The organism is Azospirillum tabaci (genome assembly GCF_014596085.1).
GTDB lineage: Bacteria > Pseudomonadota > Alphaproteobacteria > Azospirillales > Azospirillaceae > Azospirillum > Azospirillum tabaci.
Genome location: NZ_JACCJY010000020.1, coordinates 44,413 through 70,340 on the forward strand (window position 1 = coordinate 44,413; position 25,928 = coordinate 70,340).

General features: G+C 67.3%; 26 protein-coding genes and 1 tRNA gene. 19 read left to right on the top strand and 8 right to left on the bottom strand.

The window, feature by feature from the left end; genetic code table 11:
- The first annotated feature begins 52 nt into the window (after positions 1–52).
- From H0B54_RS18190 to H0B54_RS18230, 9 genes are all read left to right on the top strand, one after another.
- Entirely contained in the window at positions 53–673 is a 621-nt protein-coding gene (locus H0B54_RS18190) for a Maf family protein (protein WP_188261501.1), read from the top strand.
- Complete coding sequence (locus tag H0B54_RS18195) at positions 670–1,926, top strand: ribonuclease E/G (protein WP_188261502.1); 1,257 nt, start codon at positions 670–672, stop codon at positions 1,924–1,926. Before H0B54_RS18190 ends, H0B54_RS18195 begins: the two co-directional genes overlap by 4 nt.
- A 3-nt stretch (positions 1,927–1,929) precedes the next feature.
- Positions 1,930–2,145: a DNA gyrase inhibitor YacG gene (locus H0B54_RS18200; protein ID WP_188261503.1), complete on the top strand. Its 216-nt coding sequence runs from the start codon at positions 1,930–1,932 to the stop codon at positions 2,143–2,145.
- A 98-nt stretch (positions 2,146–2,243) separates the two neighbouring features.
- Positions 2,244–2,319: transfer RNA gene (locus tag H0B54_RS18205), tRNA-Phe, on the top strand.
- Between the two features lie 167 nt (positions 2,320–2,486).
- The gene (locus tag H0B54_RS18210; protein ID WP_188261504.1) at positions 2,487–3,464 is read left to right on the top strand and encodes a glycosyltransferase family 10 domain-containing protein; all 978 of its coding nucleotides are present in this window, start codon (positions 2,487–2,489) and stop codon (positions 3,462–3,464) included.
- A gap of 19 nt (positions 3,465–3,483) precedes the next feature.
- Positions 3,484–4,206 carry a hypothetical protein gene (locus H0B54_RS18215; RefSeq protein ID WP_188261505.1) on the top strand — a complete coding sequence of 241 codons (723 nt, stop codon included), beginning with the start codon at positions 3,484–3,486 and terminating at the stop codon, positions 4,204–4,206.
- Between the two features lie 8 nt (positions 4,207–4,214).
- Positions 4,215–6,701 (top strand): tetratricopeptide repeat protein, encoded by a 2,487-nt coding sequence (locus H0B54_RS18220; RefSeq protein ID WP_188261506.1) that lies wholly within the window; start codon positions 4,215–4,217, stop codon positions 6,699–6,701.
- A complete protein-coding gene (locus tag H0B54_RS18225; RefSeq protein ID WP_188261507.1) occupies positions 6,698–7,483 on the top strand; it encodes a galactosyltransferase-related protein in 786 nt (261 codons plus the stop codon). The genes H0B54_RS18220 and H0B54_RS18225 overlap by 4 nt, the downstream gene beginning before the upstream one ends.
- 148 nt (positions 7,484–7,631) lie before the next feature.
- The gene (locus H0B54_RS18230) at positions 7,632–8,708 is read left to right on the top strand and encodes a ParA family protein (RefSeq protein WP_246472601.1); all 1,077 of its coding nucleotides are present in this window, start codon (positions 7,632–7,634) and stop codon (positions 8,706–8,708) included.
- Position 8,709: 1 nt separating this feature from the next.
- Here H0B54_RS18230 and H0B54_RS18235 read toward each other — a convergent pair whose 3' ends face one another.
- Positions 8,710–9,138 (bottom strand): Lrp/AsnC family transcriptional regulator, encoded by a 429-nt coding sequence (locus H0B54_RS18235; protein ID WP_014198205.1) that lies wholly within the window; start codon positions 9,136–9,138, stop codon positions 8,710–8,712.
- Between the two features lie 128 nt (positions 9,139–9,266).
- Here H0B54_RS18235 and rocF point away from each other — a divergent pair, with 128 nt between their 5' ends.
- From rocF to H0B54_RS18280, 9 genes are all read left to right on the top strand, one after another.
- The gene (gene rocF, locus H0B54_RS18240; RefSeq protein WP_188261509.1) at positions 9,267–10,241 is read left to right on the top strand and encodes an arginase; all 975 of its coding nucleotides are present in this window, start codon (positions 9,267–9,269) and stop codon (positions 10,239–10,241) included.
- 35 nt (positions 10,242–10,276) lie between these two features.
- Complete coding sequence (gene rocD, locus H0B54_RS18245) at positions 10,277–11,494, top strand: ornithine--oxo-acid transaminase (protein WP_188261510.1); 1,218 nt, start codon at positions 10,277–10,279, stop codon at positions 11,492–11,494.
- Positions 11,495–11,532: 38 nt separating this feature from the next.
- The gene (locus H0B54_RS18250; RefSeq protein ID WP_246472602.1) at positions 11,533–12,714 is read left to right on the top strand and encodes a M14 family metallopeptidase; all 1,182 of its coding nucleotides are present in this window, start codon (positions 11,533–11,535) and stop codon (positions 12,712–12,714) included.
- Between the two features lie 244 nt (positions 12,715–12,958).
- On the top strand, positions 12,959–14,023 hold the full coding sequence (locus H0B54_RS18255) for a ParA family protein (protein ID WP_188261511.1): 1,065 nt from the start codon (positions 12,959–12,961) through the stop codon (positions 14,021–14,023).
- A 2-nt stretch (positions 14,024–14,025) separates the two neighbouring features.
- Entirely contained in the window at positions 14,026–14,694 is a 669-nt protein-coding gene (locus H0B54_RS18260) for a HEPN domain-containing protein (RefSeq protein ID WP_188261512.1), read from the top strand.
- Positions 14,695–14,814: 120 nt separating this feature from the next.
- On the top strand, positions 14,815–15,465 hold the full coding sequence (locus H0B54_RS18265; RefSeq protein ID WP_188261513.1) for a TetR/AcrR family transcriptional regulator: 651 nt from the start codon (positions 14,815–14,817) through the stop codon (positions 15,463–15,465).
- Complete coding sequence (locus H0B54_RS18270) at positions 15,452–15,916, top strand: SRPBCC family protein (protein WP_188261514.1); 465 nt, start codon at positions 15,452–15,454, stop codon at positions 15,914–15,916. Before H0B54_RS18265 ends, H0B54_RS18270 begins: the two co-directional genes overlap by 14 nt.
- Before the next feature lie 35 nt (positions 15,917–15,951).
- The gene (locus H0B54_RS18275; RefSeq protein ID WP_188261515.1) at positions 15,952–16,383 is read left to right on the top strand and encodes a VOC family protein; all 432 of its coding nucleotides are present in this window, start codon (positions 15,952–15,954) and stop codon (positions 16,381–16,383) included.
- Between the two features lie 40 nt (positions 16,384–16,423).
- Positions 16,424–16,789 carry a DUF1428 domain-containing protein gene (locus H0B54_RS18280; RefSeq protein WP_188261516.1) on the top strand — a complete coding sequence of 122 codons (366 nt, stop codon included), beginning with the start codon at positions 16,424–16,426 and terminating at the stop codon, positions 16,787–16,789.
- Between the two features lie 9 nt (positions 16,790–16,798).
- On the opposite strand, the gene H0B54_RS18285 is transcribed toward H0B54_RS18280, so the two are convergent.
- From H0B54_RS18285 to gabD, 3 genes are all read right to left on the bottom strand, one after another.
- The gene (locus H0B54_RS18285; protein ID WP_188261517.1) at positions 16,799–17,683 is read right to left on the bottom strand and encodes a CgeB family protein; all 885 of its coding nucleotides are present in this window, start codon (positions 17,681–17,683) and stop codon (positions 16,799–16,801) included.
- Positions 17,684–17,801: 118 nt separating this feature from the next.
- The gene (gene gabT, locus H0B54_RS18290; RefSeq protein ID WP_188261518.1) at positions 17,802–19,088 is read right to left on the bottom strand and encodes a 4-aminobutyrate--2-oxoglutarate transaminase; all 1,287 of its coding nucleotides are present in this window, start codon (positions 19,086–19,088) and stop codon (positions 17,802–17,804) included.
- 28 nt (positions 19,089–19,116) lie between these two features.
- Positions 19,117–20,577, bottom strand: coding sequence for an NADP-dependent succinate-semialdehyde dehydrogenase (gene gabD / locus H0B54_RS18295; protein ID WP_175426529.1), 1,461 nt, complete (start codon positions 20,575–20,577; stop codon positions 19,117–19,119).
- A gap of 140 nt (positions 20,578–20,717) precedes the next feature.
- On the opposite strand from gabD, the gene H0B54_RS18300 reads away from it, so the two are divergent.
- Positions 20,718–21,302, top strand: a complete 585-nt coding sequence (locus H0B54_RS18300) for a cupin domain-containing protein (RefSeq protein ID WP_094306922.1) — start codon at positions 20,718–20,720, stop codon at positions 21,300–21,302.
- A 63-nt stretch (positions 21,303–21,365) separates the two neighbouring features.
- Here H0B54_RS18300 and H0B54_RS18305 read toward each other — a convergent pair whose 3' ends face one another.
- From H0B54_RS18305 to H0B54_RS18320, 4 genes are all read right to left on the bottom strand, one after another.
- Complete coding sequence (locus H0B54_RS18305; RefSeq protein WP_188261519.1) at positions 21,366–22,196, bottom strand: ABC transporter permease; 831 nt, start codon at positions 22,194–22,196, stop codon at positions 21,366–21,368.
- A complete protein-coding gene (locus H0B54_RS18310) occupies positions 22,193–23,455 on the bottom strand; it encodes an ABC transporter permease (protein WP_188261520.1) in 1,263 nt (420 codons plus the stop codon). The genes H0B54_RS18305 and H0B54_RS18310 overlap by 4 nt, the downstream gene beginning before the upstream one ends.
- A 134-nt stretch (positions 23,456–23,589) precedes the next feature.
- Entirely contained in the window at positions 23,590–24,636 is a 1,047-nt protein-coding gene (locus H0B54_RS18315; protein ID WP_188261521.1) for an ABC transporter substrate-binding protein, read from the bottom strand.
- Between the two features lie 95 nt (positions 24,637–24,731).
- Positions 24,732–25,829, bottom strand: a complete 1,098-nt coding sequence (locus H0B54_RS18320; RefSeq protein ID WP_246472603.1) for an ABC transporter ATP-binding protein — start codon at positions 25,827–25,829, stop codon at positions 24,732–24,734.
- Positions 25,830–25,928 lie beyond the last annotated feature (99 nt).

Sequence of the window (25,928 nt, forward strand, 5' to 3'; positions counted from 1 at the left end):
ACCGGTTTCCCGCGTTGAACCGGTTTCCACCGTCGGCCATCCTCCCCGCGTTATGAGCACCGAAACCACCCACCGGCTTGTGCTGGCGTCCGCCTCGCCCCGCCGGCTCGACCTGTTGCGCCAGATCGGCGTGGTGCCCGACGCGGTCGACCCCGCAGACATCGACGAATCGCCCCTGCCGCGGGAACTTCCGCCCCAGCACGCGCTGCGTCTGGCCGGCGAGAAGGCCGCCGCCGTGGCCGCGCGCCACCCCGGCGCCTTCGTGCTGGCCGCCGATACGGTGGTCGCCTGCGGCCGCCGCATCCTGCCCAAGGCGGAGGAGGAGAAGCAGGCCCGCGCCTGCCTCGGCCTGCTGTCCGGGCGTCGGCACCGGGTGTTCGGCGGGGTCGTGCTTCTGTCGCCCGCGGGGGAGGGGCCGGCGGGGGAGGGGGAAGCGTTGCGCCGGTCGGAACGGCTGGTGCGCACCGACGTGACCTTCAAATCGTTGTCCCACGAGGAGACCGAATCCTACATCGCTTCCGGCGAATGGCAGGGCAAGGCCGGCGGCTACGCGATCCAGGGCCGGGCGGCGGCCCATGTCCGCTGGATCGGCGGCTCCTACAGCAACGTGGTCGGGCTGCCCCTGTTCGAGGTGGCGGCGCTGCTGCGCGGCGCGGGGTTCCCGCTGCCGTGACGGGAGCCGCCGTCGCTGCCGCATCGGAAATCCTCATCGACCGCGACGGTCCGCTGACGCGGGCCGCCGTGCTGACCGGCGGCCGGCTGACCGACCTCTACATCGACCATGCCGAGCGTCCCTCCCTGCTGGGCCATGTGTTCCTCGGCCGGGTGGAGCGCATCGCGACGGGGCTGGACGGCGCGTTCGTCGATCTCGGCACCGGAAAGTCGGGCCTGCTCTCGGCGCTGGACGCCCGCGGGCCGAAGGGGCGCCCGAAGGCCAAGGGCGAGCGGATCGGCAACCTGCTGCGCACCGGCCAGACCGTGCTGGTGCAGGTGAAGGCCGACGCCACCGGGTCCAAGGGGCCGTCCCTGACCATGGACATCACCCTGCCGGGCCGCTTCCTGGTGCACGCGCCGCTGGGCCGCGACGTGGCGGTGTCGAAGCGGCTGGGCAGCGGGCCGGAGCGCACCGAACTGGCCCGCCGCATCCAGGACATCGCCCCCGGCGCCGGCTGGATCGTCCGGGCGGGCGCCGCCACCGCGCCGGACGGGCTGCTGGCCGCGGAGTCGGACGCGCTGCATCTGGCGTGGCGTTCGATCCGCGACGCGGCGGAGCGGGGCGGCGGACCCGCCCTGCTGCTGCCCGGCCCCGACGCGCCGCGCCGCGCCCTGATCGAGCATGGGGCTGCCGCCCCGTCGCGGATCATCGTGGACGACGCGGCTCTGGCCCACGACCTCGCCGGCTGGTGCGCCGACCGTGCGCCGGACCTGGAGGAGCGGGTGGAGCCCTTCGACGCCCGCCTCCTGGCCGCGCCGTGCCCTGATCGAACAGGGGGCGGCCGGCAACGGCTGTTCGACCTGCGCGACCTCGACGCTGAAATCGAAACGTTGCTCGGCACGCGGGTGCCGCTGTCCGGCGGCGGCTCGCTGGTCATCGAGCGGACGGAGGCGATGACCGTCGTCGACGTCAACGCGGGGGAACGCGGCAACCCGCTGGACGTCAATCTGGAGGCGGCGGCGGAGATCGCCCGGCAACTGCGCCTGCGCAACGCCGGAGGAATCGTCGTCGTCGATTTCGTCAACATGCGCAACCGGGGCGACGCCGAACGGCTGCTGAACGCCCTGTCCCGCGCGGTGGAGGACGACCCGGCGCAGACCCAGGTCTATGGCCTGTCCAAGCTGGGTCTGGTGGAGATGACCCGCGCCCGGCGCGGCACGGCCCTGGCCGATCTGCTGGGCGCCGGCCGCAGGGCCGCGGCGGAGGATTGAGCGATGAACGACAACCAAAAGCCCGCTGGCCAGAAGCCCATTGGCCAAAAGCCCACCGAGAAAGCCTGCCCGATCTGCGGCCGTCCGGCGCTAGAGGAGGCCAAGCCCTTCTGCTCCAAGCGCTGCGCCGACGTGGATTTGTCGCGCTGGCTGGGCGGCGTCTACCGCATCGAAAGCCCCGACCGTCCGGACGCCGAGGAGGCGGACGAGCGGGAGTGACGGGGCGGCGGATTTCTGCATTTTAGGGCTGGACAGGCCCGGCGAATTTGCCTACAAAGCGCGCCTCGACGCGCCGCGGTCTCCACCGCGGCCTCGGTGCCCAGGTAGCTCAGTTGGTAGAGCAGGGGACTGAAAATCCCCGTGTCGGCGGTTCGACTCCGTCCCTGGGCACCACTTCATTCCCTTGAGGGATCGTGGTGTTTCGAACGCTCCGTCGTCCGCGGGGCGTTTTTTTGTTGTCCGCGTCGCTTCGCGCGACCTGACGAGCGCGCGGAAGGGGTGGCGTTCCCGTCGCGGCGACCGTATCGTGCGTCGCGCAACGATCCGGCACGGATGGCGGGATGCTCGATCAGCGGACAAGCGCATTTCTTGAGGAATTCCTTTCAAAGCCCGGCGGCGACCCGGAGCGGCTCGACCGCTTCCTGCTGCACGGCCCCTTCCGCGGGCGGCGCGGCGGCAAGCCGCGGCTGAAGCTGGCCTTCCACGACTTCTGGCCGGAATTCGACAAGGGCACGAATTTCTTCATCGAGATCCTGTCCAGCCGCTTCGACCTGTCGGTGGTCGAGGACGACAGCGACCTCGCCATCGTGTCGGTCTTCGGCGGGCGGCACCGCGAGGCGCGCAGCCGGCGCACCCTGTTCTTCACCGGGGAGAACGTCCGCCCGCCTCTGGACGGCTTCGACATGGCGGTGTCCTTCGACCGCATCGACGACCCGCGCCACTACCGCCTGCCGCTCTACGTCATGCACGCCTACGAGCACATGCGGGAGGGGGCGGTGCCGCATTTCTGCTCCCCCGTCCTGCCGCCGGTGCCGACGACGCGGGCGGCCTTCGCGGAGCGCAATTTCTGCGCCTTCCTCTACAAGAACCCGAACGGCGAACGCCGCAACCGCTTCTTCCCGGCGCTGGACGGGCGGCGGCGCGTCGATTCGGTGGGCTGGCACCTGAACAACACCGGCAGCGTCGTCAAGATGGGCTGGCTGTCGAAGATCCGCGTCTTCGAACGCTACCGCTTCGCCTTCGCCTTCGAGAACGCCAGCCACCCCGGCTATCTGACGGAGAAGATCCTCGACGTCTTCCAGGCCGGGGCGGTGCCGCTCTATTGGGGCGATCCCGATCTGAGCCGGGAGGTGGCGGCGGGCAGCTTTATCGACGTGTCGCGCTTCGCCACGGACGAGGAGGCGGTGGAGCACATCCTGGCGGTGGATGACGATTACGACGCCTATTGCGCCCACCGCGCCGTGGCGCCCTTCCTGGGGACGGAGGAGTTCCATTTCGACGCCTACCGCCTCGCCGACTGGATCGAGAACCGGCTGTAAGGGCCGGAGGGGAGGGGAAATGGCGCGGGTGCTTCTGAATTACGCGGACGGGGCCTTTCTGGCGGCGCAGAAGCGCAACGCCCGCAGCGGGCTGGAAATCGGTGGCTTCGATTCCGTGGCCATGATGGGGCGCGGGCACATCGACCCGGCCTTCGTCGAGCGCAACCGCTTCATCCTCGACCAGCCGCGCGGGGGGGGCTATTGGCTGTGGAAGCCCTGGGCGGTCTGGACCCTGCTGCGCGACCATCTGAAGGACGGCGACGTGCTGTTCTACTGCGACAGCGGCGCCCATTTCGTGCACCGCGCCGATCCGGTGATCGAGCTGTGCCGGGAGCGGCGCGACCTGCCCATCCTGCTGTTCACGCTGCAGGACGAATTCAAGAACCGCGGCTGGACCAAGCGCGACTGCTTCCACTTCATGCGGCTGGACCGGCCCGAATACACCGACGCCACCCAGATCCTGGCGAGCTTCATCGTCTGCGAACGGACGCCGGAGACCATCGCCTTTGTCTCCGAATGGCTGCGCTTCGCCCAGGACGAGCGCATCCTCACCGACGCGCCGAACGAGTGCGGCAAACCCAACTACCCGGAGTTCCGCGCCCACCGGCACGACCAGAGCGTCCTCAGCCTGCTGGCCCGCCGCCGCGGGGTGAGCACGATCCCCGACATCTCGCAATGGGGCGACGACCGCCGCCCGGCGGCGATTCCGCGGATCCTGCTGCACACCCGCCAGCGGGACTGAGAGGGCGCATGGACCGTCCCGAAACCGCCGAACGGGCCGCCGCGCTGCACCGGCAGGCCGTCGCCGCCCAGCGCGAGGGCCGCGTCCGCGAGGCCGTGGCGCTGTTCCAACAGGCGTTGGCGCTGCGCAAGGACGCGGAGGTCTATTTGGATTTCGGCAGCCTGCTGGCCGGGCTGTCGCAATGGGGGCCGGCGGGGGCGGTCTACGCCGCGGCGCTGAAACTGGCGCCCGACTCTCCCGACGCCCATTACGGGGTGGCGCTGTCCCTCCACGCCCAGGGGCGTCCGGCGGAGGCCGAACCGCATTACCGAGCCGTTCTGGCGGCCTGCCCAGGGGTGGGCGCGGTGTGGAACAATCTGGGCGTGGCGCTTCAGGAGCAGGGCCGCCCCGGCGAGGCCGAAACCGCTTACCGCGAGTCCCTGCGCCACCGGCCCGAGGACGCCGGCACCTGGAAGAATCTGGCGGTCGCCCTGGAAGCTCTGGGCCGGACCGGCGAGGCCGAAACCGCCTACCGCGAGGCGCTGTCGCGCAACCCGGAGCACGCGGTGTCGCTGAACAACCTCGGCGGCCTTGCCCTCGCCGCCGGGCGCCGGGACGAGGCGTGGTGGATCGGCTACCGCATGGCGGCGCTGAATCCGGCGGACCGGCACGGCTGGATGCTGCTCGGCAACGCCGCCCACGCAGCCGGCCGCTGGGTCGCGGCGGTGCGGGCGAACGCGGTGGCGGTGCGGCTGGCGCCGGACGATCCCGCCCTTCGCCACAACCTCGCCAACGCGCTGGCCGCCGCCGGTCGGCGGGAGGAGGCGGTGGCGGAGTATCGGGCGGCTCTCAGGTTCCAGCCCGACTCCCCTGCGGCGGCGGTCGATCTGGCGGTGGAATTGCTCGGCCTGCACGACACGTCGGGCGCCCTGGCGGTGCTGCGCGGCGCGATCGGGAGGCACCCGGACCACGCTGCGGCGTGGCGGATTCTCGGACAGACGCTGAGCGGCGCCTTGCGGCCGCGCGCCGCGCTCGACGCGCTGCGCCGGGCGGTGGCCCTCGACCCCGGTGGGCAAGCGGGGTGGGAGGATCTCGCCGCCGCCGCGATCCTGGCGGACCGGATCGCGCCGTCCATCGAGGCCCTCCGCCGCGTCCGCCGGCTCTCCCCCGCCTACAACCCGGCGCTGGCGCAACTGGTGCAGCAGCAGAGGCACGCCTGCGACTGGCGCGATCTGCCAGCCCTGGAGCGCGACCTGATCGGGCGGATGCGCGCCGGGGCGCTGGGCGTGCCGCCCTTCGGCCTTCTGGCGGTGGACACGAGCTTGGCGGACCAGCGGGCGGCGGCGGAACGCTGGGCGCGGCAGAAGGCGCGCGGCGTGCCGGCGGTGGCACGGCCTGCCGTCCCCGGAGACGGGCGCCTGCGCATTGGCTACCTCTCCGCCGACTTCCACGAGCACGCCACCGCCTATTTGATGGCGGAACTTCTGGAGCGGCACGACCGGACGCGCTTCGCCGTCACCGCCTATTCCACCGGCGTCGACGACGGCAGCCCGATGCGCCGCCGCCTGACCGCGGCGGTGGAGCGCTTCGTGGACCTGCGCGACCACGCCGACCGCGCCGCCGCGCAAGCCATCGCCGCCGACGGCATCGACATCCTGGTGGACCTGAAGGGCTACACGGCCTTCGCCCGCACGGCGATCCTGGCGGCGCGGCCAGCCCCGGTGCAGGTGAACTGGCTGGGCTATCCCGGCACCATGGGGGCGGACTTCGTCGACGTGATCCTGGCCGACGCGGTGACCATCCCGCCGGGCGAGGAGGGCTTCTACAGCGAGGCGGTGGTGCGGCTGCCCCACTGCTACCAGCCCAACGACCGCCACCGCGCCATCGCCGAGCGCACCCCGTCGCGCGCCGACTGCGGGTTGCCGGAGGACGGCTTCGTCTTCTGCTGCTTCAACAGCCCTTACAAGCTGACGCCGGCGCTGTTCGACGTCTGGGCGCGGCTGCTGCGCGCCGTGCCGGGGAGCGTGCTGTGGCTCTACGTCGGCAATCCGCTGGTGGCCGGCAACCTGCGGCGCGAGGCGGCGGCCCGCGGGGTGGCGCCGGAGCGCCTCGTCTTCGCGCCGCCGCGCCCGCTGGCGGAGCATCTGGCGCGGCACCGGCTGGCCGACCTGTTCCTCGACACGCTGCCCTACAACGCCCACACCACGGCCAGCGACGCGCTGTGGACCGGGCTTCCGGTGGTGACCTGCCGCGGTGCCACCTTTGCCGGGCGGGTGGCGGCCAGCCTGCTCAACACGGTTGGGTTGCCGGAGCTGGTCACCGACTCACTGGCGGCCTACGAGGCGTTGGCCCTGGACCTCGCCCGCGATCCAGCACGGCTGGCCGGGCTGAAGGCGCGCTTGGCGTTGGCGCGGACGGCCAGTCGGCTGTTCGACGGCGACCGCTTCGCCCGCGATCTGGAGGGCGCCTATCGGGCCATCTGGCAACGCTTCGCACCGGCAGGAGATGCGCGATGACGACCAAGGACCGGCGGCTTCACATCGTCGTGCCCTACCGCGACCGCGAGGCCCATCTGCGGGCCTTCGTGCCGCGGGTCGGCGCTTACTTCGCAACGCTCGCCGAGCCCATCGATTACCGCGTCACCATCGTCGAGCAGGAGGCCGGGCTGCCCTTCAACCGGGGCGCCATCAAGAATGTCGGCTTCCTGCTGGGGGAGGCGGAGAGCGGCTACACCTGTCTGCACGACATCGACTATCTGCCCATCGACGCCGATTACTCCTGGGTCGACCGGCCGACGCCCATCCTGTCCTTCGGGGCGGAGCAGCGGCCGGTGGCGCCGGGCCGCTCGGACCAGACGGTGACCACCGACCTGGAGAGCACGATGGGCGGCGTCCTGCTGATGCCGAACGACGTGTTCCGGCGGATCGACGGCTATTCCAACGCCTATTGGGGCTGGGGCTACGAGGATTTCGACCTGTCGCTGCGCATCCGCTCCCGCCGCATCCCGACGGCGCGGCGACCCGGCCGGTTCGAGCCGCTGGACCACGACAATGAGGGCTTCAACCCCGACGCCTCGGCCTCGCCCATCTCGCGGGTCAACAAGCGGGTGTTCCAGGCCAATTGGGCCGGCGGCACGATCCCGGAGGAGGATGGCCTGTCCAGCCTGTCCTTCGACATCCTCGATCGCCACCCCTGCGACGGGGCTCCTCCCGGTGCCGAAGGACGGTGGGAGATCGTGCGTGTCCGCCTGACCATGGCGCCGCTGCCCGGCCAGTTGGCGGCCTTCAAGGCACGCTGAAGCTGTTACCTTTAAAGGCTGTTACCTTTAAGGGATGTCGGCGCATCTGCGGGAAGACACCGGCGCGTTCCAATGCGTATAGTGCGCCGCTTTCGGCGGCTCTTGGCCCGCAGGACGAACACCCGCGAAACGACGAAGCGGAATGGACATGACCAGCCACGAAGACGTCTTCGACGCGCCGGAGACGCGGCAGCCGACCATCCTGGCGGTGTACAACCAGAAGGGCGGCGTCGGCAAGACGACCACCTCCGTCAACCTCGCCCTGGCGCTGGCCGCGCTGGGCAAGAGCGTCGTCCTGATCGACTTCGATCCGCAGAGCAGCGCCACCAGCAACTTCCTGCTGCGGGAGAAGGCGCGAGTCGGCATCAACGACCTGCTGAGCCAGGACACCTTCGTCGAAGACGCCATCACCCCGACCAGCTTCGACGGGCTGTCGATGATCGTCGGGGCGCGCAAGCTCTATTCGCTGGAGCACGCGCTGGACGCCCGCGGCGGGTCGCAGCGCGGCCTGCGCAAGGCGTTGCATTTCTCGCGCAACCCGCCGGATTACGTGGTGATCGACTGCCCGCCGGCGCTCGGCCATCTCGCGGCGGGCGCGCTGGCGGCGTCGGACCGGCTGGTGCTTCCGGTCTTCCCGGGGCGCTACGCGCTGGACGGGCTGAAACGCACCCTGTCGGTGGTCGAGCACATCCAGAAGGGCATGAACCCCAACCTGTCGGTGGCCGGCATCCTGATGCTGTCGATCACCAACGACGAGGTCGGGCGGGAATCGCTGACCCTGCTGCGCTCCGAATTCCCGGAGCTGATGTTCCGCACGGCGATCCCCTACGACGTGGATGTGGTGAAGGCGACCTACCGCCGGATGCCCGCCGCGATCTTCAGCCCGGAGGGGCGGACGACCACGCGCTTCCTGGCGCTGGGCTGGGAGATCGTCCACGGCCGCGGCTCCTCCCCGACCGACGAGCAGCTGAAGCCGGCGCAGGACCGCATCCGCGCGTGGCACGCCGACACCGACTCCTCCTACAGCGCCCGCCGCGCGGCGGCGCCGGACGAGGGCGACGACCCCACGGGCGGCGGCAACGGGCGCGGCGCGGGAGCGGAGGCGCCCAAGGGCGGCGGCCGGGCGCTGGTCGCGGCGGCGGTCGGGCTGATCGTCGGATTCGCCTTGGGGGCTTTGTTCGGTCAGCCGCTTCTGGGCGGCGTTCTGGCCGGTCTCGGCGGGTAGGCTACAGCACCGCCTTGCGGGCGGAGAGCAGGATGCTGGTCTCGGTGGAGGCGATGCCGGCGATCTGCCGGACGCGGCGCAGCGTGTCGTCGAAGGCCTCCAGCGACTCCGTTTCGATTTCAGCGACGACGTCCCAGCGCCCGTTGGTCGTGTAGACCGTCCGCACCTCCGGAAAGCCGTGCAGGCGGGCGATGACCGTTTCGGCGGCGCGGCCCTCCACCTCGATCATCGTGATGGCCCGGACCATGGCGGGCCGCAGATCCTTGCGCAGCAGCACCGTGAAGCCGGCGATGACCCCGCTTTCGACCAGACGGTCGATGCGGGCGCGCACGGTGGCGCGCGACACCTTCAGCGCGGCGGCGAGGCCGGCGACGGGCTGGCGCGCGTCGGCGCGCAGCAGGCCCAGCAGGCGGTGGTCCAGGTCGTCCATGCCAGAATGATAAGCCGGACTTGCCAGACTGTCAAAAAGGCCGCCGTTCGTTGGCACTTTTCCGTCTTTCTGCCGCCTGCTCCGCCCCCGATAGTCATGGGAGGCAGACTCACACAGAGAGGGACGGCATGGCGTCGCAGGCGTCGCAGGATCGGGACGATCAGCGCTTCGTGGAGATCATCGGCGTTCCCATCGAGGCGGGGGCCGGCCATCCCGGCGCCCTGATGGGGCCGGCGGCGCTGCGCACGGCGGGGCTGGTCCGCGCCCTGCGCGAACTGGGGCACGAGGTCCGCGACCTTGGTGATTTGACCCCCCATCGCTGGAGCGAGGGTGACGCCGCCACGGCCCGTCTGGCGGAGATCACCGCCTGGTCGCGGGCGCTGGCCGACCGCTCCTACGCCATGATGCAGGCGGGCGGCGTGCCGGTGTTCCTGGGCGGCGACCACAGCCTGTCCATGGGCTCGGTCACCGGGGTGGCCCGCCATTGCCGGGAGATCGGCAAGCCGCTGTTCGTGCTGTGGCTGGACGCGCACGGCGACTTCAACACCCCCCACACCTCGCCGTCCGGCAACATGCACGGAATGCCGGTCGCCCTGCTCTGCGGGGAAGACGGCTTCGACGACGTCTTCCCGCCGGAGCAGAGGGCCACCGTGAACCCGGCGCATGTGCATCTGTTCGGCATCCGCTCCCTCGACCCCGGCGAGCGTCGCCTGCTGCGCGCCCGCGGGGTGGACGTGGTGGACATGCGGCTGATCGACGAGCACGGCGTCGGCGTCCACATGCGCCGCATCATCGAGCGGGTGCGGCAGGCCGGCGGCCATCTGCACGTCAGCCTGGACGTGGATTTCCTCGACCCCGCCATTGCCCCGGCGGTGGGAACGGCGGTGCTGGGCGGGGCGACCTACCGCGAGGCGCACCTGATCATGGAGATGCTGCACGACGCGGGCGTCGTCGGCTCGCTGGACGTGGTGGAACTGAACCCCTTCCTGGACGAGCGGGGCAAGAGCGCCCTCCTGCTGGTCGATCTGGTGGCGAGCCTGTTCGGGCGCCGCATCATCGACCCTGCCGTCACCCAATCGCAGATCGGCGGCCAAGCCGTCTGACATTCGGCCAAGAAACGAACCCCGGAGAGAACGCCATGCTTCAGCACGCCGCCGACCTGATCGGGACCGAACACCGCCTGGGCGCCCACAATTACAAGCCGCTGGACGTCGTGCTGGCGCGCGGCGAGGGCGTCTATGTCTGGGACACCGAGGGCAACCGCTATCTCGACTGCCTGTCGGCCTATTCCGCCGTCAACCAGGGCCATTGCCACCCGAAGATCCTGGAGGCGATGGTGCAACAGGCGTCGAAGCTGACCCTGACCTCCCGCGCCTTCCGCAACGACCAGCTCGCGCTGTTCTACGAGGAGCTGGCGGCGCTGACCGGCTCCCACAAGATCCTGCCGATGAACAGCGGGGCGGAGGCGGTGGAGTCGGCGATCAAGACGGTGCGCAAGTGGGGTTACGAGGTGCGCGGCGTGCCGGAGAACCAGGCGGAGATCATCGTCTGCGCGGACAATTTTCACGGCCGCACCATCTCCATCGTCAGCTTCAGCACCGACCCGGACGCCCGCGGCGGCTTCGGCCCCTTCACGCCGGGCTTCCGCACCGTGCCCTTCGGCGACGCGGCGGCGCTGGAGGCGGCGATGACCCCCAACACGGTGGCCGTCCTGCTGGAGCCGATCCAGGGCGAGGCCGGGGTGGTCATCCCGCCCGCCGGCTATCTGCGCCGCGTGCGCGACCTGTGCACGGAGCGCATCGTCGTGATGATCCTGGACGAGATCCAGACCGGGCTGGGCCGCACCGGCAAGCTGCTGGCCGAGGAGCATGAGGGGGTGGAGGCCGACGTCACCCTGATCGGCAAGGCGCTGTCCGGCGGCTTCTACCCGGTGTCGGCGGTGCTGTCGAACTCCGAGGTGCTGGGCGTGCTGAAGCCCGGCCAGCACGGCAGCACCTTCGGCGGCAACCCGCTGGCCTGCGCCGTCGCCCGCGCCGCCATGCGGGTGCTGGTGGAGGAAGGCATGATCGACAACGCTGCCGCCCAGGGCGCCTATTTCCTGGAACAGCTCGGCGCCATCCGCAGCAACGTGATCCGCGAGGCGCGGGGGCGCGGCCTGATGCTGGCGGTGGAGCTTCACCCGGAGGCGGGTGGGGCGCGCCGCTATTGCGAGGCGCTGCGGGCGCGCGGCGTCCTGGCGAAGGACACCCACGACCACACCATCCGCATCGCCCCGCCGCTGGTCATCACCCGCGAGCAGGTCGATTGGGCGCTGGAGCAGTTCGACGCCGTGCTGACGGGAACCGCCCTTCCGTAAAGCGGCCCGGCGGAAAAGGTGCCCGGCGGAAAAGGTACTTGCGGCCCGCCCCGGCCTTCGCCACGGTGGGGGCGGGCTTCCCATCCATCCAGCAGCGATCCGCCATGCACAGCGCCATCATCGACCTCCCGTCCGCCACCCCCGGCACCCGGCGGACCCTGACCGTCCAGCGCTTCGGCACGGCGGGCGCGCGGCCCTGCGCCTACATCCAGGCGTCGCTGCACGCCGACGAGATCCCGGCGATGCTGGTGGCCGACAAGCTGCGCCGCATCCTAACCGCGCTGGAGGCCGAGGGGCGGATCGCCGGCGAGGTGATCCTCGTCCCGGTCGCCAACCCGGTGGGGTTGGGCCAGTCGCTGATGGACCATCACCTGGGCCGCTTCGACCAGGACGACGGCAAGAATTTCAACCGCGACTATCCCCACCTGACCGAGGCGGTGGCCGAGCGCGTCGCCGACCGGCTGACCGACGACGGCGAGGCCAACAAGGCCGCCATCCGCGCCGCCCTGGCCGACGCGCTGGCCGAACGCACCCCGCGCACCGAGACGGAGCACATGAAGCACCGTCTTCTGGAACTGGCGCTCCAGGCCGATTGGGTGCTGGACCTGCATTGCGACCTGGAAGCGGTGATGCACCTCTACACCCTGACGCCCTCGGCGGAGGCCTTTGCCCCGTTGCAGCGGCTGCTGGGCGCGCAGGCGGTCTTCCTGGCCGAGGAATCCGGCGGCGACCCCTTCGACGAGGCGGTCAGCCGCCCCTGGAACGAGCTTGCCAAGCGCTGGCCCGACCGCCCGATCCCCTTCGGCTGCCATTCCGTGACCGTGGAGCTGCGCGGGCAGGCAGACGTGGAGCACGCCCAGGGCGAAGCGGACGCCCAGGCCATCGCCGGCTTCCTCACCCATGTCGGCGTCCTGTCCGGCGAGCCGCCGGCCCTGCCGGAGCCGCTGTGCGCCCCGACCCCGCTGGAATCCTCCGAACCGCTGACCGCCCCGGTGGGCGGCGTGGTGGTCTTCCACCACAAGGCGGGTGACCGCGTGGAGGCCGGCGCCGTGGTCGCCGACATCCTCGACCCGCTGACCGGCGAGGTGACCCCGGTGCGCAGCGAGTCGGCGGGCGTTCTCTACGCCCACAGCGCGACCCGCTTCACGCTGGCGGGCAAGCGGATCGCCAAGGTGGCGGGGACGACGTTGCGGCGCACGGGGCCGTTGTTGAGTGCGTGAAAAAAAGCCGACGGTTAAAACTTCGCCTCAGAGAAGAATTTTTATAAAATTTTGCATTATATTGAATTAGATCAATGTCTTGAAGCTGCCAAACCAGAGTTTTGACCCAAGCGCTCTGGCAGGATTCTGGCAAGAAGGGTAGCCGTTTGCCAAATCAGCTTAATGGCCAGAAGCCATAAAAATTCCCTTGTCAGTTGCATGCCTAGGCGACTAGCCTACTGTTAGGCTTTCGTGGGGCACGATAATGAAACAAATTGCGATTTTTAACCATAAAGGTGGGGTGGCTAAAACCACGATGACCTTTCACTTAGCGTGGATGCTTGCCGCGCAGGGAAAGCGTGTAATGGTTGTTGATTGTGATCCTCAATGCAATCTTACTGGAGTGTTTCTAGGTGATATTGACGCTGATGAGTATCCGTTTGAAAGCGCAACGCCTTTAAAGCCGCGTAACATTCGTGATGCTGTCAGGCCGGCTTTCGAGTCGCGCCCTTACATGATCGAAGCAACTGAACTATTAGAGTCAGATAAGAGGCCAGGATTGTTTCTTCTTCCTGGCCATGTCGGGCTTTCCGAGTATGAAAGTCAACTCGCTGTCGCGCATGAATTAAGCAACACATTATCTGCATTGCAGAATATTCCTGGAGCGCTCCATCATGCCATTGTGAAGGCTGGAGAGTATAATTTTATAGATTACGCACTGATAGATATGAGCCCTAGCTTGGGAGCCATCAATCAGAACCTCTTTATGACTAGTGATGCATTCATTATTCCAATGGCACCAGATCTATTTTCTGCAATGGCTTTGAAATCTCTTGCTCGTACTTTACCAAAATGGGCTGAATGGGGCAAAAAGGCTTCTGGTAATACGATTCTTAGATCTGCAGATTATCCATTCCCGGATGTGATTCCCAAGTATCTTGGTTCCACAGTGCAAAACTTTCGAAAACGCTCAAGGGGAGGGGAAGAGGCTCAGCCAACAAAGGCATTTAAAAAATGGTTTGATAAGCTTGCCGAAGCACGTGCGAGTGATCTTTTCACAGCATTGAAGGGAGCTGACATGCTCCTCGAAGATGAAATTTACAAAGTTTCAAACGCGCCAACGGATAAGTTTTTGATGGAGGTTAGCTCTCTGGATGGCTTGATTGCAACAGCTCAAGAACTAGCTAAGCCAGTTTTCTCAATTGACATTAATGTTGATACACAGCATCGCGGTGTAATCGCCGACAATTACCAAGTAAAGATAAATGATGTGCGAGATATTTTCTATTCGGGAGCTGATAAGATAATCAAACTAACTGCGGCGTTTTAAGCATGGAACGCTTTTCTTATGCCATTACGACTTTTGAGCACGCAATTGAGCGTGCTCGACAAATGGTCAAGCTCTATGATGCACTTGTTGCGTTAAGGCCAAGAGAACCTGCCAACGATGATGCGTTAAGGTCAGCTTACTTTCAAACAGTAAGCTCGTTTGACTTCTTTGCGCATGAATTGGCTGCTGTGGAGGCTAAGTATCGATTTTCAAATGCTATACGAACTAAAAATATTTCTTTGCCAATGGATATTATGATGATTCTCGACAAAGAAGAAAGAATATCCGCGGCAGAACAGTGCATAAGACAGATCAATTCCTATAAAGCGTTTGTTGATCCAGGAAAACTTGCTGAGGCATTGTCATGCTATTGTGAGAAACCATGGATCAAAATATGTGAATTAATGAATAAAGAAAAATCTGAGGCAGATAGACGAACGGCAGAACAGATAAAGGGTCAGCTGAAAAATATATGGAGAAGAAGAAATCAGATTGCGCATGCTGCTGATGTAAACCCTGCGTTAGCAGGCATTGAACTATGGCCTATTGATAAGGAAGATACTGAAATTACTATTAATTTTATAAAGGAAATTGGAGGAACTCTCCCATATGTAATTTCTGATAGTGCTTTTTCTGAAAGGGAATCTATTATGGATTGCGTACCTAACTAGAGTCCGGACTAATAACCAGTAAGCCGCGCTCGCCCAACGCGTGGGGATGTCGCGCCGAAGGTTGTGGCAACGTTTCTCCACGCTTGACGCACATACCAACCGACCGGTATGTTTCAACCCATGCCGAGACCTGTCAAACATCACCCCGAACGTGGCGACGCCCGCACCCGGCTTCTTGAAGCGGCGCGGGACGTCATCCGGGCCAAGGGCTTCGCGGCGACCTCCGTCGATGATCTCTGCAAGGCGGCGGGGGTCACCAAGGGCGCGTTCTTCCATCATTTCGAGACCAAGGAAGCGCTCGGCGTCGCCGCCGCCGCCTATTGGGCGGAAACCACCTCGGCCTTCTTCGCGAACGCGCCGTACCACCGGCTCGACGACCCGCTCGACCGCCTGTTCGGCTATGTCGAGTTCCGCAAGACGATCATCGACGGCGATCCCGCCGAATTCACCTGCCTCGTCGGGACCATGACGCAGGAGGTCTACGGGTCGCATCCGGCGATCCGCGACGCCTGCGCCGCCAGCATCTTCGGCCACGCGGCGACGCTGGAGCCGGACATCGCGGCGGCCATGGCGGCGCGCGGCATCGAGGCCGACTGGACCCCGGCGAGCCTCGCGCGGCACACCCAGGCCGTCCTCCAGGGCGCCTTCATCCTCGCCAAGGCGACAGGCGGGCGCGAGGAGGCACTGGAGAGCGTCGATCACCTGAAACGCTACCTCACGCTGCTCTTTTCACAACCCCGTTCGAAAGGGACTCCCCATGACGGAAGGTGAGCGCGACCTCGTTCTGACCCGCAGCCTCGACGCGCCGCGCGGCGCGCTGTGGCGTTGCTGGACCGAACCCGAACTGCTGAAACAGTGGTTCTGCCCCAAGCCCTGGTTCGTGTCCGAGGCCCGGATGGACCTGCGGCCGGGCGGCGAGTTCTTCACACGGATGAACGGTCCGAACGGCGAATCCTTCGGCGAGCCCGGCGTCTTCCTCGACGTGGAGGAGGGGCGGCGTCTGGTCTTCACCGACGCCTTCCGCCCCGGCTGGCGGCCGTCGGGTCGGGCCTTCATGACCGCCGACGTGCGGTTCGAGGACGCGGGCGCCGGCCGGACCCTCTACACCGCGCGCGCCATGCACTGGAGCGCCGAGGCGCGCGATGAACACGAGAAGATGGGCTTCCACGAAGGCTGGGGCCAAGCGACCGATCAGCTCGAAGCCCTCGCCAAGACGCTCTGACTCAAAAAGCAAATTGACCGGGAGGAAACGAAACCATGGAACCGACGATCTACCTGTTCTTCAACGGGACCTGCCTGGAGGCGATGACCCACTACGCCGAGACCCTCGGCGGCAAGGTCGTCTATGTGTTCCGCAACGGCGACGCCCCGGACGCGGAGAGCCGGATGCCCGGCGGCGATGACCTTGTGATGAACATGCTGGTGACTCTGGGCGCGGCCAAGGTGATGGCCTCCGACTCGCCGGACAGCATGTACAGCAAACCGCAGGGATTCCGGGTGTCGATCGCCCCGCAGTCGCTCGCCGAGTTCGACCGCGTCTTCGCGGCGCTGGCGAAGGACGCCCGCGCCGTGGAGATGCCGCCGGGCGAGACCTTCTGGGCCGAGCGCTTCGCCATGTTCACCGACCGGTTCGGCACGCCCTGGATGCTGAACTACGAGGGCGCGAAGAACACGGGCGCGGCGGCCTGACGGGCGGGGCCGAACGCTCAAACAAAAAGGGAGGAAGGACATGGCTTACATCGACGGGTTCGTCATCGCGGTTCCGACGGCCAACAAGCAGGCCTTCATCGACCACGCGACTAAGGCCGATAGCCTGTTCAAGGAACTCGGCGCGATGCGGGTCATCGAATGCTGGGGCGACGACGTGCCCAACGGCAAGCTCACCGACTTCCGCCGGGCCGTCCAGGCGACGGATGACGAAACCGTTGCCTTGTCCTGGGTCGAATGGCCGGACAAGGCCACGCGGGATGCCGCCATGAAGCGGATGGACGAGCTGATGAAGACCGACGAGCGGTTCAGCCAAGAGAAGAATCCGATGCCCTTCGACGGGAAGCGGATGATCTTCGGCGGGTTCGCGCCGGTCGTCGAGCTGTGAGCGGGCGCTTCAGGAGCCGGTGAGCGCGCCGGCTTCACTGTTTGAAAGACCGAGGTCCGCGGCGGCGCCGCGCATCAGCGCCACCGCGTCCCGGTCCCTCATGCGCCGGTATCCGGCCTCGGCCAACGCCGCCCGCCGCGCACCGTCGGCGACCAGCGCGCAGGCGGCCTCGACCAGCCCGTCGTAGGGGGCGAAGGCCATGGCGTCCAGCAGGTCGGGGTCGATTTCGGTGTCGGGGTGGCGCTCGGCCAGCACCGCCTTGCGGTTCGACAGCAGGTGCGAGACGCGGACGATCTCGAAGATGCCCGCCTCGTAGTAATGCAGGTTCAGCACCAGCTTGGCGTCGGCGACGAAGCGGTCGCGCAGATCGCCGTAATAATGCTGGAGGCTGACCACGGTCAGGCCGCGCTCGCCCAGCGCGTCGAGGATGGCGCGGCGGCGCGGGTTCACGGCGCCGTAGAACAGCACGTCGATGCCGGGGGCGGGGCTGTTCGGGATGCGGGTCATCGCGTCGGCGTGCCCGATGGGGACGAGGCGCGCCCGGATGCCCTGACGGGCCAGATCGGCGATGTTGCGCGGGCTGTAGTCCCACACCCGGCAGCGGCGCAGCAGGTCCAGGTAATGGGCGTTGCGCGGGTGGAGCGTGGCGATCTGCTCCAGATTGTAGAGGATGGTGCCGCTGGGCAGCCGGTCGCCTTCCTCCGGCGACAGGTCGTGCCCGCCCAGAACGATGGCGCGCCGTCGCCGGCCGATGCGGTTCCACACGATCTCCGCGTCGATGCCCAGGCGGCGAAGCGCGAAACGCAGGGTTTCCGCGACCTCGGCGAAGACGCTGACCCCGGCGTCGCCCAGGCCGTTCTTCTTGATGATGACGATGTCGATCCCGCCGGCCATGCGCCCGTCCCTCCGCTCCGCGCCCTCATCCTAAAGCGTGGGCGGGCGGGCGCACAAAAAGAAACCCTCCTCCCCTTGCGGGAAGGAGGGCGTGCAGTCAGGGGACTTCGCGAAAGGATCAGGCCGAAACCAGCTCCTCCAGGGAGCGCTCGATGATGTCCAGGCCCTCGTCCACCAGCGCGTCCGACGCGGTCAGCGGAACCAGGATGCGGATCACGTTGCCGTAGGTGCCGCAGGACAGCAAGACGAGGCCCTTCTCCGCCGCCTTGGCGACCAGCGCCTTGGTCAGCTCCGGCGCCGGCTCCTTGGTGCCGCGGTCCTTCACCAGCTCCATGGCGATCATGCCGCCCAAGTTGCGCACGTCGCCGATCACCGACAGCGTGTTGCGCTGGGCCATGCTGCGGAAGCGGCCGGCGATGCGCTCGCCCAGGTCGTTGGAGCGCTGGATCAGCTTCTCCTCCTCGATGACGTCCAGCACGGCCAGCGCCGCGGTGGTCGCCAGCGGGCTGCCGGCGTAGGTGCCGCCGATGCCGCCGGGGATCGGGGCGTCCATGATCTCCGCCTTGCCGGTGACCGCCGACAGCGGGAAACCGCCGGCCAGGCTCTTCGCCATGGTCATAAGGTCGGGCTCGACGCCGGAATGTTCGATGGCGAACATCTTGCCGGTGCGGGCGAAGCCGGTCTGGATCTCGTCGATGATCAGCAGGATGCCATTGTCGTCGCAGACCTTGCGCAGGGCCTGGAGGAACTCCGGCGGGGCGATGTTGAAGCCGCCCTCACCCTGCACCGGCTCCACGATGATCGCGGCGACGCGGGTGGCGTCCACGTCCGACTTGAAGAGCTGCTCCAGCGCCTTCAGGCTGTCCTGGACGCTGACCCCGCGGTAGGCGTTGGGGAAGGGCGCGTGGTAGACCTCGGCCGGGAAGGGACCGAAGCCGACCTTGTAAGGCACGACCTTGCCGGTCAGCGCCATCGCCAGCAGCGTGCGGCCGTGGAAGGCGCCGGAGAAGGCGATCACGCCCGGACGGCCCGTGTGGGCGCGGGCGATCTTCACGGCGTTCTCGACGGCTTCCGCACCCGTGGTGAAGAAGGCGGTCTTCTTCGGCGTGGAACCCGGAACCAGCGCGTTCAGCCGCTCCGCCAGGGTCACGAAGGACTCGTAGGGCGTGACCATCGCGCAGGTGTGGGTGAAGCGGTCGAGCTGGGCCTTCACCGCCTCGATGATCTTCGGATGGCGGTGGCCGGTGTTCAGCACCGCGATGCCGCCCGCGAAGTCGATGAAGCGGTTGCCCTCGACGTCCCACAGCTCGGCGTTCTCGGCGCGGTCGACATAGACCGGCATGGCGTTGGCGAGGCCGCGCGGAACGGCGGCGTTGCGACGATCCTGGAAGGACTGGTTGCTCATCTCAAACCCCCGATTGGAAAGGATGGCGTCAGGCGCCCAGGCCGACGCACAGGTACTTGATCTCCAGGAAGTCCTCCACGCCGTACTTGGAGCCTTCCCGCCCGATGCCCGACTGCTTGATGCCGCCGAACGGCGCGACCTCGGTCGACAGGATGCCTTCGTTGATGCCGACCATGCCGTATTCGAGCTGCTCGGCCACGCGCCACACCCGGCCGATGTCCCGGCTGTAGAAATAGGCGGCCAGACCGAACTCGGTGTCGTTCGCCATGCGGATGGCGTCGGCTTCCGTCTCGAACTTGAACAGCGGGGCCACCGGGCCGAAGATCTCCTCGCGGGCCACGCGCATATCGGTGGTGACGCCGGTCAGAATGGTCGGCTCGAAGAAGGTGCCGCCCAGGCCGTGGCGCTTGCCGCCGAGAGCGACCTTGGCGCCCTTGGCCAGCGCGTCGCCCATCAGTTCCTCGACCTTCTCGACGGCTTGGCCGTTGATCATCGGGCCCTGGGTGACCCCGGCCTCCATGCCGTTGCCGACGCGGATCTGCTTCACCGCCTCGGCGAGCTTGGCGGCGAAGGCGTCGTAGACGCCGGCCTGGACCAGCAGGCGGTTGGCGCAGACGCAGGTCTGGCCGGAGTTGCGGTACTTGGACGCCAAGGCGCCCTTGACCGCCTCGTCCAGGTCGGCGTCGTCGAACACGATGAAGGGCGCGTTGCCGCCCAGCTCCAGAGACACCTTCTTCACCGTGTCGGCGGACTGGCGCATCAGGATCTTGCCGACCTCGGTCGAACCGGTGAAGGACAGCTTGCGCACGATCGGGCTGGCGGTCAGCTCGCCGCCGATGGCGACGGGGTCGGACCCGGTGACGATGTTAAACACCCCGGCCGGGACGCCGGCGCGCTCGGCCAGCTCGGCCAGCGCCAGGGCGGACAGCGGGGTGTCCTCGGCCGGCTTGACCACGATGGTGCAGCCGGCGGCCAGCGCCGGGCCGACCTTGCGGGTGATCATCGCGTTGGGGAAGTTCCAGGGGGTGATCGCCGCGACGACGCCGATCGGCTCCTTCAGGACGACGATGCGCTTGTTGCCGGCGAAGCTGGGGATCACGTCGCCGTAGACCCGCTTGCCCTCCTCGGCGAACCACTCGATGAAGCTGGCGCCGTAGGCGACCTCGCCGCGGGCCTCGGCCAGCGGCTTGCCCTGCTCCAGCGTCATCAGGACGGCCAGATCCTCCTGCGCCGCCATGATCAGCTCGAACCAGCGGCGCAGGATGGCTGCGCGCTCCTTCGCGGTCTTGGCGCGCCAGGCGGGCAGGGCGGCGTCGGCGGCGTTGATGGCCTGCCGCGTCTCTTCCGCGCCGACGTCGGCGACCCGGGCCAGCTCCTCGCCCGTCGCCGGGTTGGTCACCGCGAAGGTCTTGCCGGAGAAGGCGTCACGCCACGCGCCGTTCACATAGGCTTGTGTCCGAAGAAGGCTCTGGTCGTTCAGCGACAGCATGGGATTCAGCCTCGATTTGCGAAGTGAAGGGAGCGTACCCATGTTTAATAAATTAAACAACCCTAATCGGGTGTTGAGTTTTTGATGACGCACACACGCGAATCCGGTATGCCTGCCGGTCAGGAGCGAGGAACCGATCCATGGATGTGGACGCTGTCGATTTCAACGTGGGCGCGCGCCTGAAGCAGGTTCGCGAAGCGCACGGCCTGTCCCAGCGTCAGTTGGCGCAACGGGCGGGCGTGACCAACGGCACCATCTCGCTGATCGAGCAGAACCGGTGCAGCCCGTCCGTGTCCTCGCTGCGCAAGGTTCTCCAGGGCATTCCGATGACCCTGGCGGAGTTCTTCTCCTCCGACGACCTGCCGCCGCGCGAGCAGATCTTCTTCAAGGGCGGCGATCTGGTCGAGCTGACCGGGTTGGTGAAGAGCCGGGTCGGCTCCATCTCCTTCCGGCAGGTGGGCGACCTGCGCGGCCGCAACCTCCAGGTGCTGCACGAGAAGTACGCCCCCGGCGCCGACACCGGCGGCCGCACCATGCTCCAGCACGAATCGGAGGAGGGCGGCATCGTCATCAAGGGCCGGATCGAGCTGACGGTCGGCGACCGCAAGGAGATCCTTGGCCCCGGCGACGCCTATCTCTTCGACAGCCGCATCCCGCACCGCTTCCGCAACCTTGGCGACGAGGAATGCGAAATCATCAGCGCCTGCACCCCGCCGTACCTGTGACATCACTCCACCGGATTTGAGGAAGGGCCGGGCCGCCCATCGGGACCGCCCGGCTTGTTCAGGTCAGCGCAGGTTGCCCTTCAGCCGCTCGTTGCGCCGGCGCAGCGCCTCCAGCGTGGCGAGCAGGATGACCGAGATGGTCGTCAGGATCACCGCCGCCGCCGTGATGGTCGGGCTGATGTTCTCGCGGATGCCGCTGAACATCTCGCGGGGCAGGGTGCGCTGCTCCGGTCCCGCCATGAACAGCACCACCACCACCTCGTCGAAGCTGGTGGCGAAGGCGAACAGGGCGCCCGACGCCAGACCAGGCAGGATCAGCGGCAGGATCACCCGGCGGAAGGCGTAGAGGGGCGAGGCGCCGAGCGAGGCGGCGGCCCGCGCCAGATTCATGTCGAAGCTCTGCAGCGTCGCGCTGACCGTGATGACCACGAAGGGCGTGGACAGCGCGGTGTGCGCCAGGATCAGACCGGCGTAGCTGCCGGTCAGGCCCAGCGGCGCGAAGAAGAAATACAGGCCGACCGCGGTGATCACGCCGGGCACCACGACCGGCGACAGCACGATGGCCAGCACCAGCGGCTTGAACTTGCTCTTCCACTGGGCGAGGCCGAGCGACGCCAGCGTGCCCAGCACCATCGACAGGATGGTCGAGGCCACCCCGATGATGACGCTGTTCTTCAGCGACGACACCCAGCGCGGGGAGTTCAGGAAATCCTCGTACCAGCGCAGCGACAGGCCCGGCAGCGGGTAGGTCAGGTAGGAGCCGGAGCTGAAGGACAGCGGCATGATCGCCAGGATCGGCGCCATCAGGAAGACCAGCACCAGCGACGCGACGACCACGGTGGTGATCCAGGCGATGCGCTGGCTGGCGGTCCGGGGGGAATGGTTGTCGCTCAATTCTTCATCCCTCCCGTGACCTGCTGGCCGTGGACCAGCTTTCCATAGACGACAGCCAGCAGCAGCGTGGCGAGCAGAAGCACAGCACCCAGCGCCGAGGCCAGACCCCAGTTGACGGTTTCCGTCGTGTAGAAGGCGATGAAGTAGCTGATCATCTGGTCGGCGGCACCGCCCACCAGGGCCGGCGTGATGTAGTAGCCGATGGCCAGGATGAAGACGAGCAGGCTGCCCGCCCCGATGCCGGGCACGGTCTGCGGCAGGTAGATGCGCAGGAAGGCGGTGACCGGCGAGGCGCCGAGCGACGCCGCGGCCCGCATGTAGGCCGGGGAGATCGAGCGCATGCTGCTGTAGAGCGGCAGGATCATGAAGGGCAGCAGCACGTGCGTCATCGCCACATAGACGCCGAAGCGGTTGTAGATCAGCCGCAGCGGCTCGTCGATCAGGCCGATCCAGCGCAGGCTGTCGTTGACGATGCCCTCGCTCTGCAGCACGACGATCCAGGCGCAGGTGCGCACCAGAAGCGAGGTCCAGAAGGGCAGCAGCACGAAGATCATCAGCATGTTCGACTGGCCCGTGGGCAGCGTCGCCAGCATGTAGGCGACCGGGAAGCCCAGGACCAGGCAGAGGACCGTGACGCCCAAGCTGATGGTGAAGGTGCGCCCGAAGACGTCGCGGTAGATCGCCTGCTCCTCGGGGGCGGCGACGATGGCGCCGTCCACGTTGCGCGTCAGGTCCAGCGCGCCCAGCAGGTAGAAGCTGGTGAGCGGCCCGCTGGCGCCCTTGATCGCCGCCCAGGTGGCGCGTTCGCCCCAGGCCGGGTTGATGCCGATCAGCGTGTCCTTGGCGGTGCCGGGTTCCGGCAGCGTCTTCAGGTTGCGCGCGGTGCCCGCCATGATGGTGCGGAAGCCGTTCAGCGCGTAGTTCAGCCGCTTGGACGCGATGGCGACGGTGCCGGCGTCGCGCGCCGTGCGGATGTCGCCCGCCAGCGCGGCGAAGGCCGGCTCGCCCGGAACGTCCTTGCCGTCCCAGTCGGCCAGGGCCGCGACGGTGTGGGGCAGGACCTGACGCACCTCCCAGTCGTCGACCGACCGCCAGAGCATGCCGGCGATGGGACCGAGGAAGGTGAAGAGCAGGAAGAGGAGGAGCGGCAGGATCAGCGCCAGGGCCTTGAGCCGGCGCGTCCGCTCCGCCCGTTTCAGGCGGCGCTTGAGAGGCACCTCGGACGACGCATCGGCGCCGGCGACGAACGCGGCTGTCATGGGCGGCCTATTTCGAAAATGCGGTAGAGACGTGTGTAGGGTGGTCGAGGTGGGCCCTCACCCCGGCCTTCCCAGCTGACGCGGGGGAGGGTTAGGGTGGGGGCCCGTCGCAACCAATCAGAGACTGAAGCGGCTTACTTCGCCGCCCACTTGTTGAAGCGCTCGGTCAGGCGGTCGATGTTCTCCAGCCAGAAGGGCACGCTGATCTCGACCGCGTTCTTCATGTTCTCCGGAGCGGTCGGCAGGTCCTTCAGGACGGCCGGGGCCAGCTTGGACGGGGCATCCTTGTTGGAGGTGCCGTAGGCGATGTTCTCGGACAGCTTGGCCTGGTTCTCCGCCTTGCCGACGAAGTCGAGGAACTTGTAGGCGGCTTCCTTGTTCGGGCTGCCCTTCAGGATCACCCAGCTGTCGATGGTGTAGAGCGCGCCGTTCCACACCATGCCGAAGTTCTTCTTCTCCGCCTTGTTGGCGGCGTCGATGCGGCCGTTGTAGACCGAGGTCATCACCACCTCGCCCGAGGCCAGCAGCTGCGGCGGCTGGGCGCCGGCCTTCCACCAGACGATGTCGTTCTTGATGGTGTCCAGCTTCTTGAAGGCGCGCTCCAGACCCTCTTCGGTGCCCAGAACCTTGTAGACGTCCTTCGGCGCGACGCCGTCGGCCATCAGGGCGATCTCCAGGGTGGTCTTGGCGCCCTGGCGCAGGCCGCGCTTGCCCGGATACTTCTTGGTGTCGAAGAAGTCGGCCCAGCTCTTCGGCGCGTCCTTCAGCTTGTCCTTGTCGTAGCCGAGCACGAAATCGTACACGATCGCGCCGACGCCGCAGGCATCGACGGTCTGCGGCAGGTAGGCCTGCTCGCCGCCGATCCTGTTGAACTCCATCGTCTCGAACAGGCCCTCTTCACAACCGACGGCCAGCTCCTCGCTTTCCACCTGGACGACGTCCCAGGTCGCCGCACCGCCCTGGACCTTGGCGCGCAGCACGCCGATGCCGCCGTCCCAGGCCTCGTCGTTCATCGGGGTGCCGGCCTTCTTGAACGGCTCGAAATAGACCTTCTTCTGGGCTTCCTGATAGGCGCCGCCCCAGGACACGACCGTCAGGTCGCGGGCCTGCGCGGCGGTGGCCAGCGCCACACCGGCGGTGAACGTCGCAAGGAACCCAACTGCCACCTTAAGCTTCGACATCGTCCCCGTTCCTTCATTATGCGTGGTTGCGTCAGGAGGTGTTGCGCGCCCCCGGTCCCCCCTCCCGGAGAGACCGGACGGACGGGTGCGGCCGATCACACGGGATCGAGCGCCCGGCAGTCCTCGGGGCGGAAGCCGATGGACACGCTCTGGCCGTGGCTGAGGCCCGCGTGGGCGCCCGGCGGCAGCTTGACCATGAATTCCCCGTTGCCGGCGACCTTCAGCACGGCCAGCGCGTGGTCGCCGAGATAGATGGTGTCCTGCACCTGGGCGGGCAGGGCGTTCATGCCGTCCGGGGCGTGCCCGTCGGTCAGGATGCTGATGCGCTCCGGCCGGACCGACAGCGCGGTGGCGGCACCCGCACCGGCGACGTTGACCGCCTGGGCCACGACCGAACCGCCCGAAGCCAGCGCCACCCGGCAGAAGCCCTGTTCAATATTCTCGACGGTGCCGGCCAGCACGTTGTTCTCGCCGATGAAGTTGGCGACGAAGCTGTTGACCGGGCGTTCGTACAGCGCGTCCGGCTTGTCGATCTGCTGCACGATGCCGTCGTTGAACACCGCGATGCGGTCCGACATGGTCAGCGCCTCGCTCTGGTCGTGCGTGACGTAGACGACGGTGATGCCCATCGTCTCGTGCAACTGCTTGATCTCGAGCTGCATGTGCTCGCGCAGACGCTTGTCCAGCGCGCCAAGCGGCTCGTCCATCAGGACGAGCTGCGGGTTGAAGACCAGCGCGCGGGCGAGCGCCACGCGCTGCTGCTGGCCGCCCGACAGCTGGCCGGGATGGCGGTGCGCCAAGTTCTCCAGCTTGATCATGCGCAGCGCCGACCGCACCCGCTCCTTCACCTCGGACCGCGGCATCTTGCGCACGGTCAGCGGGAAGGCGACGTTCTCCTCGATCGTCAGGTGGGGGAACAGCGCGTAGTTCTGGAAGACCATGCCGATGTCGCGCTTGTGCGGCGGCATGTTCTTGATCGGCCGGTCGGCGAGATAGATCTCGCCATGGGTGGGGACCTCGAAGCCGGCCAGCATCATCAGCGTGGTCGTCTTGCCCGAGCCCGAAGGGCCGAGCAGGGTGACGAACTCGCCCTTCTTGATGTCGAGGTCGAGGTTCTTCACCACGAGGTGCTCGCCGTCATAGGTCTTCTGGACCCCGACGAAGCGCACCAGTGCCTGTGCGGTCGTGACCATGCCGCCGTCCATCATCCTCCCCCCGTCCGAGGTGTCCCGAGCGCAGTCCAGGGCCAGGGTTGCGTTCCCGACACAGGACCTATGCAATGGGTCAGACGG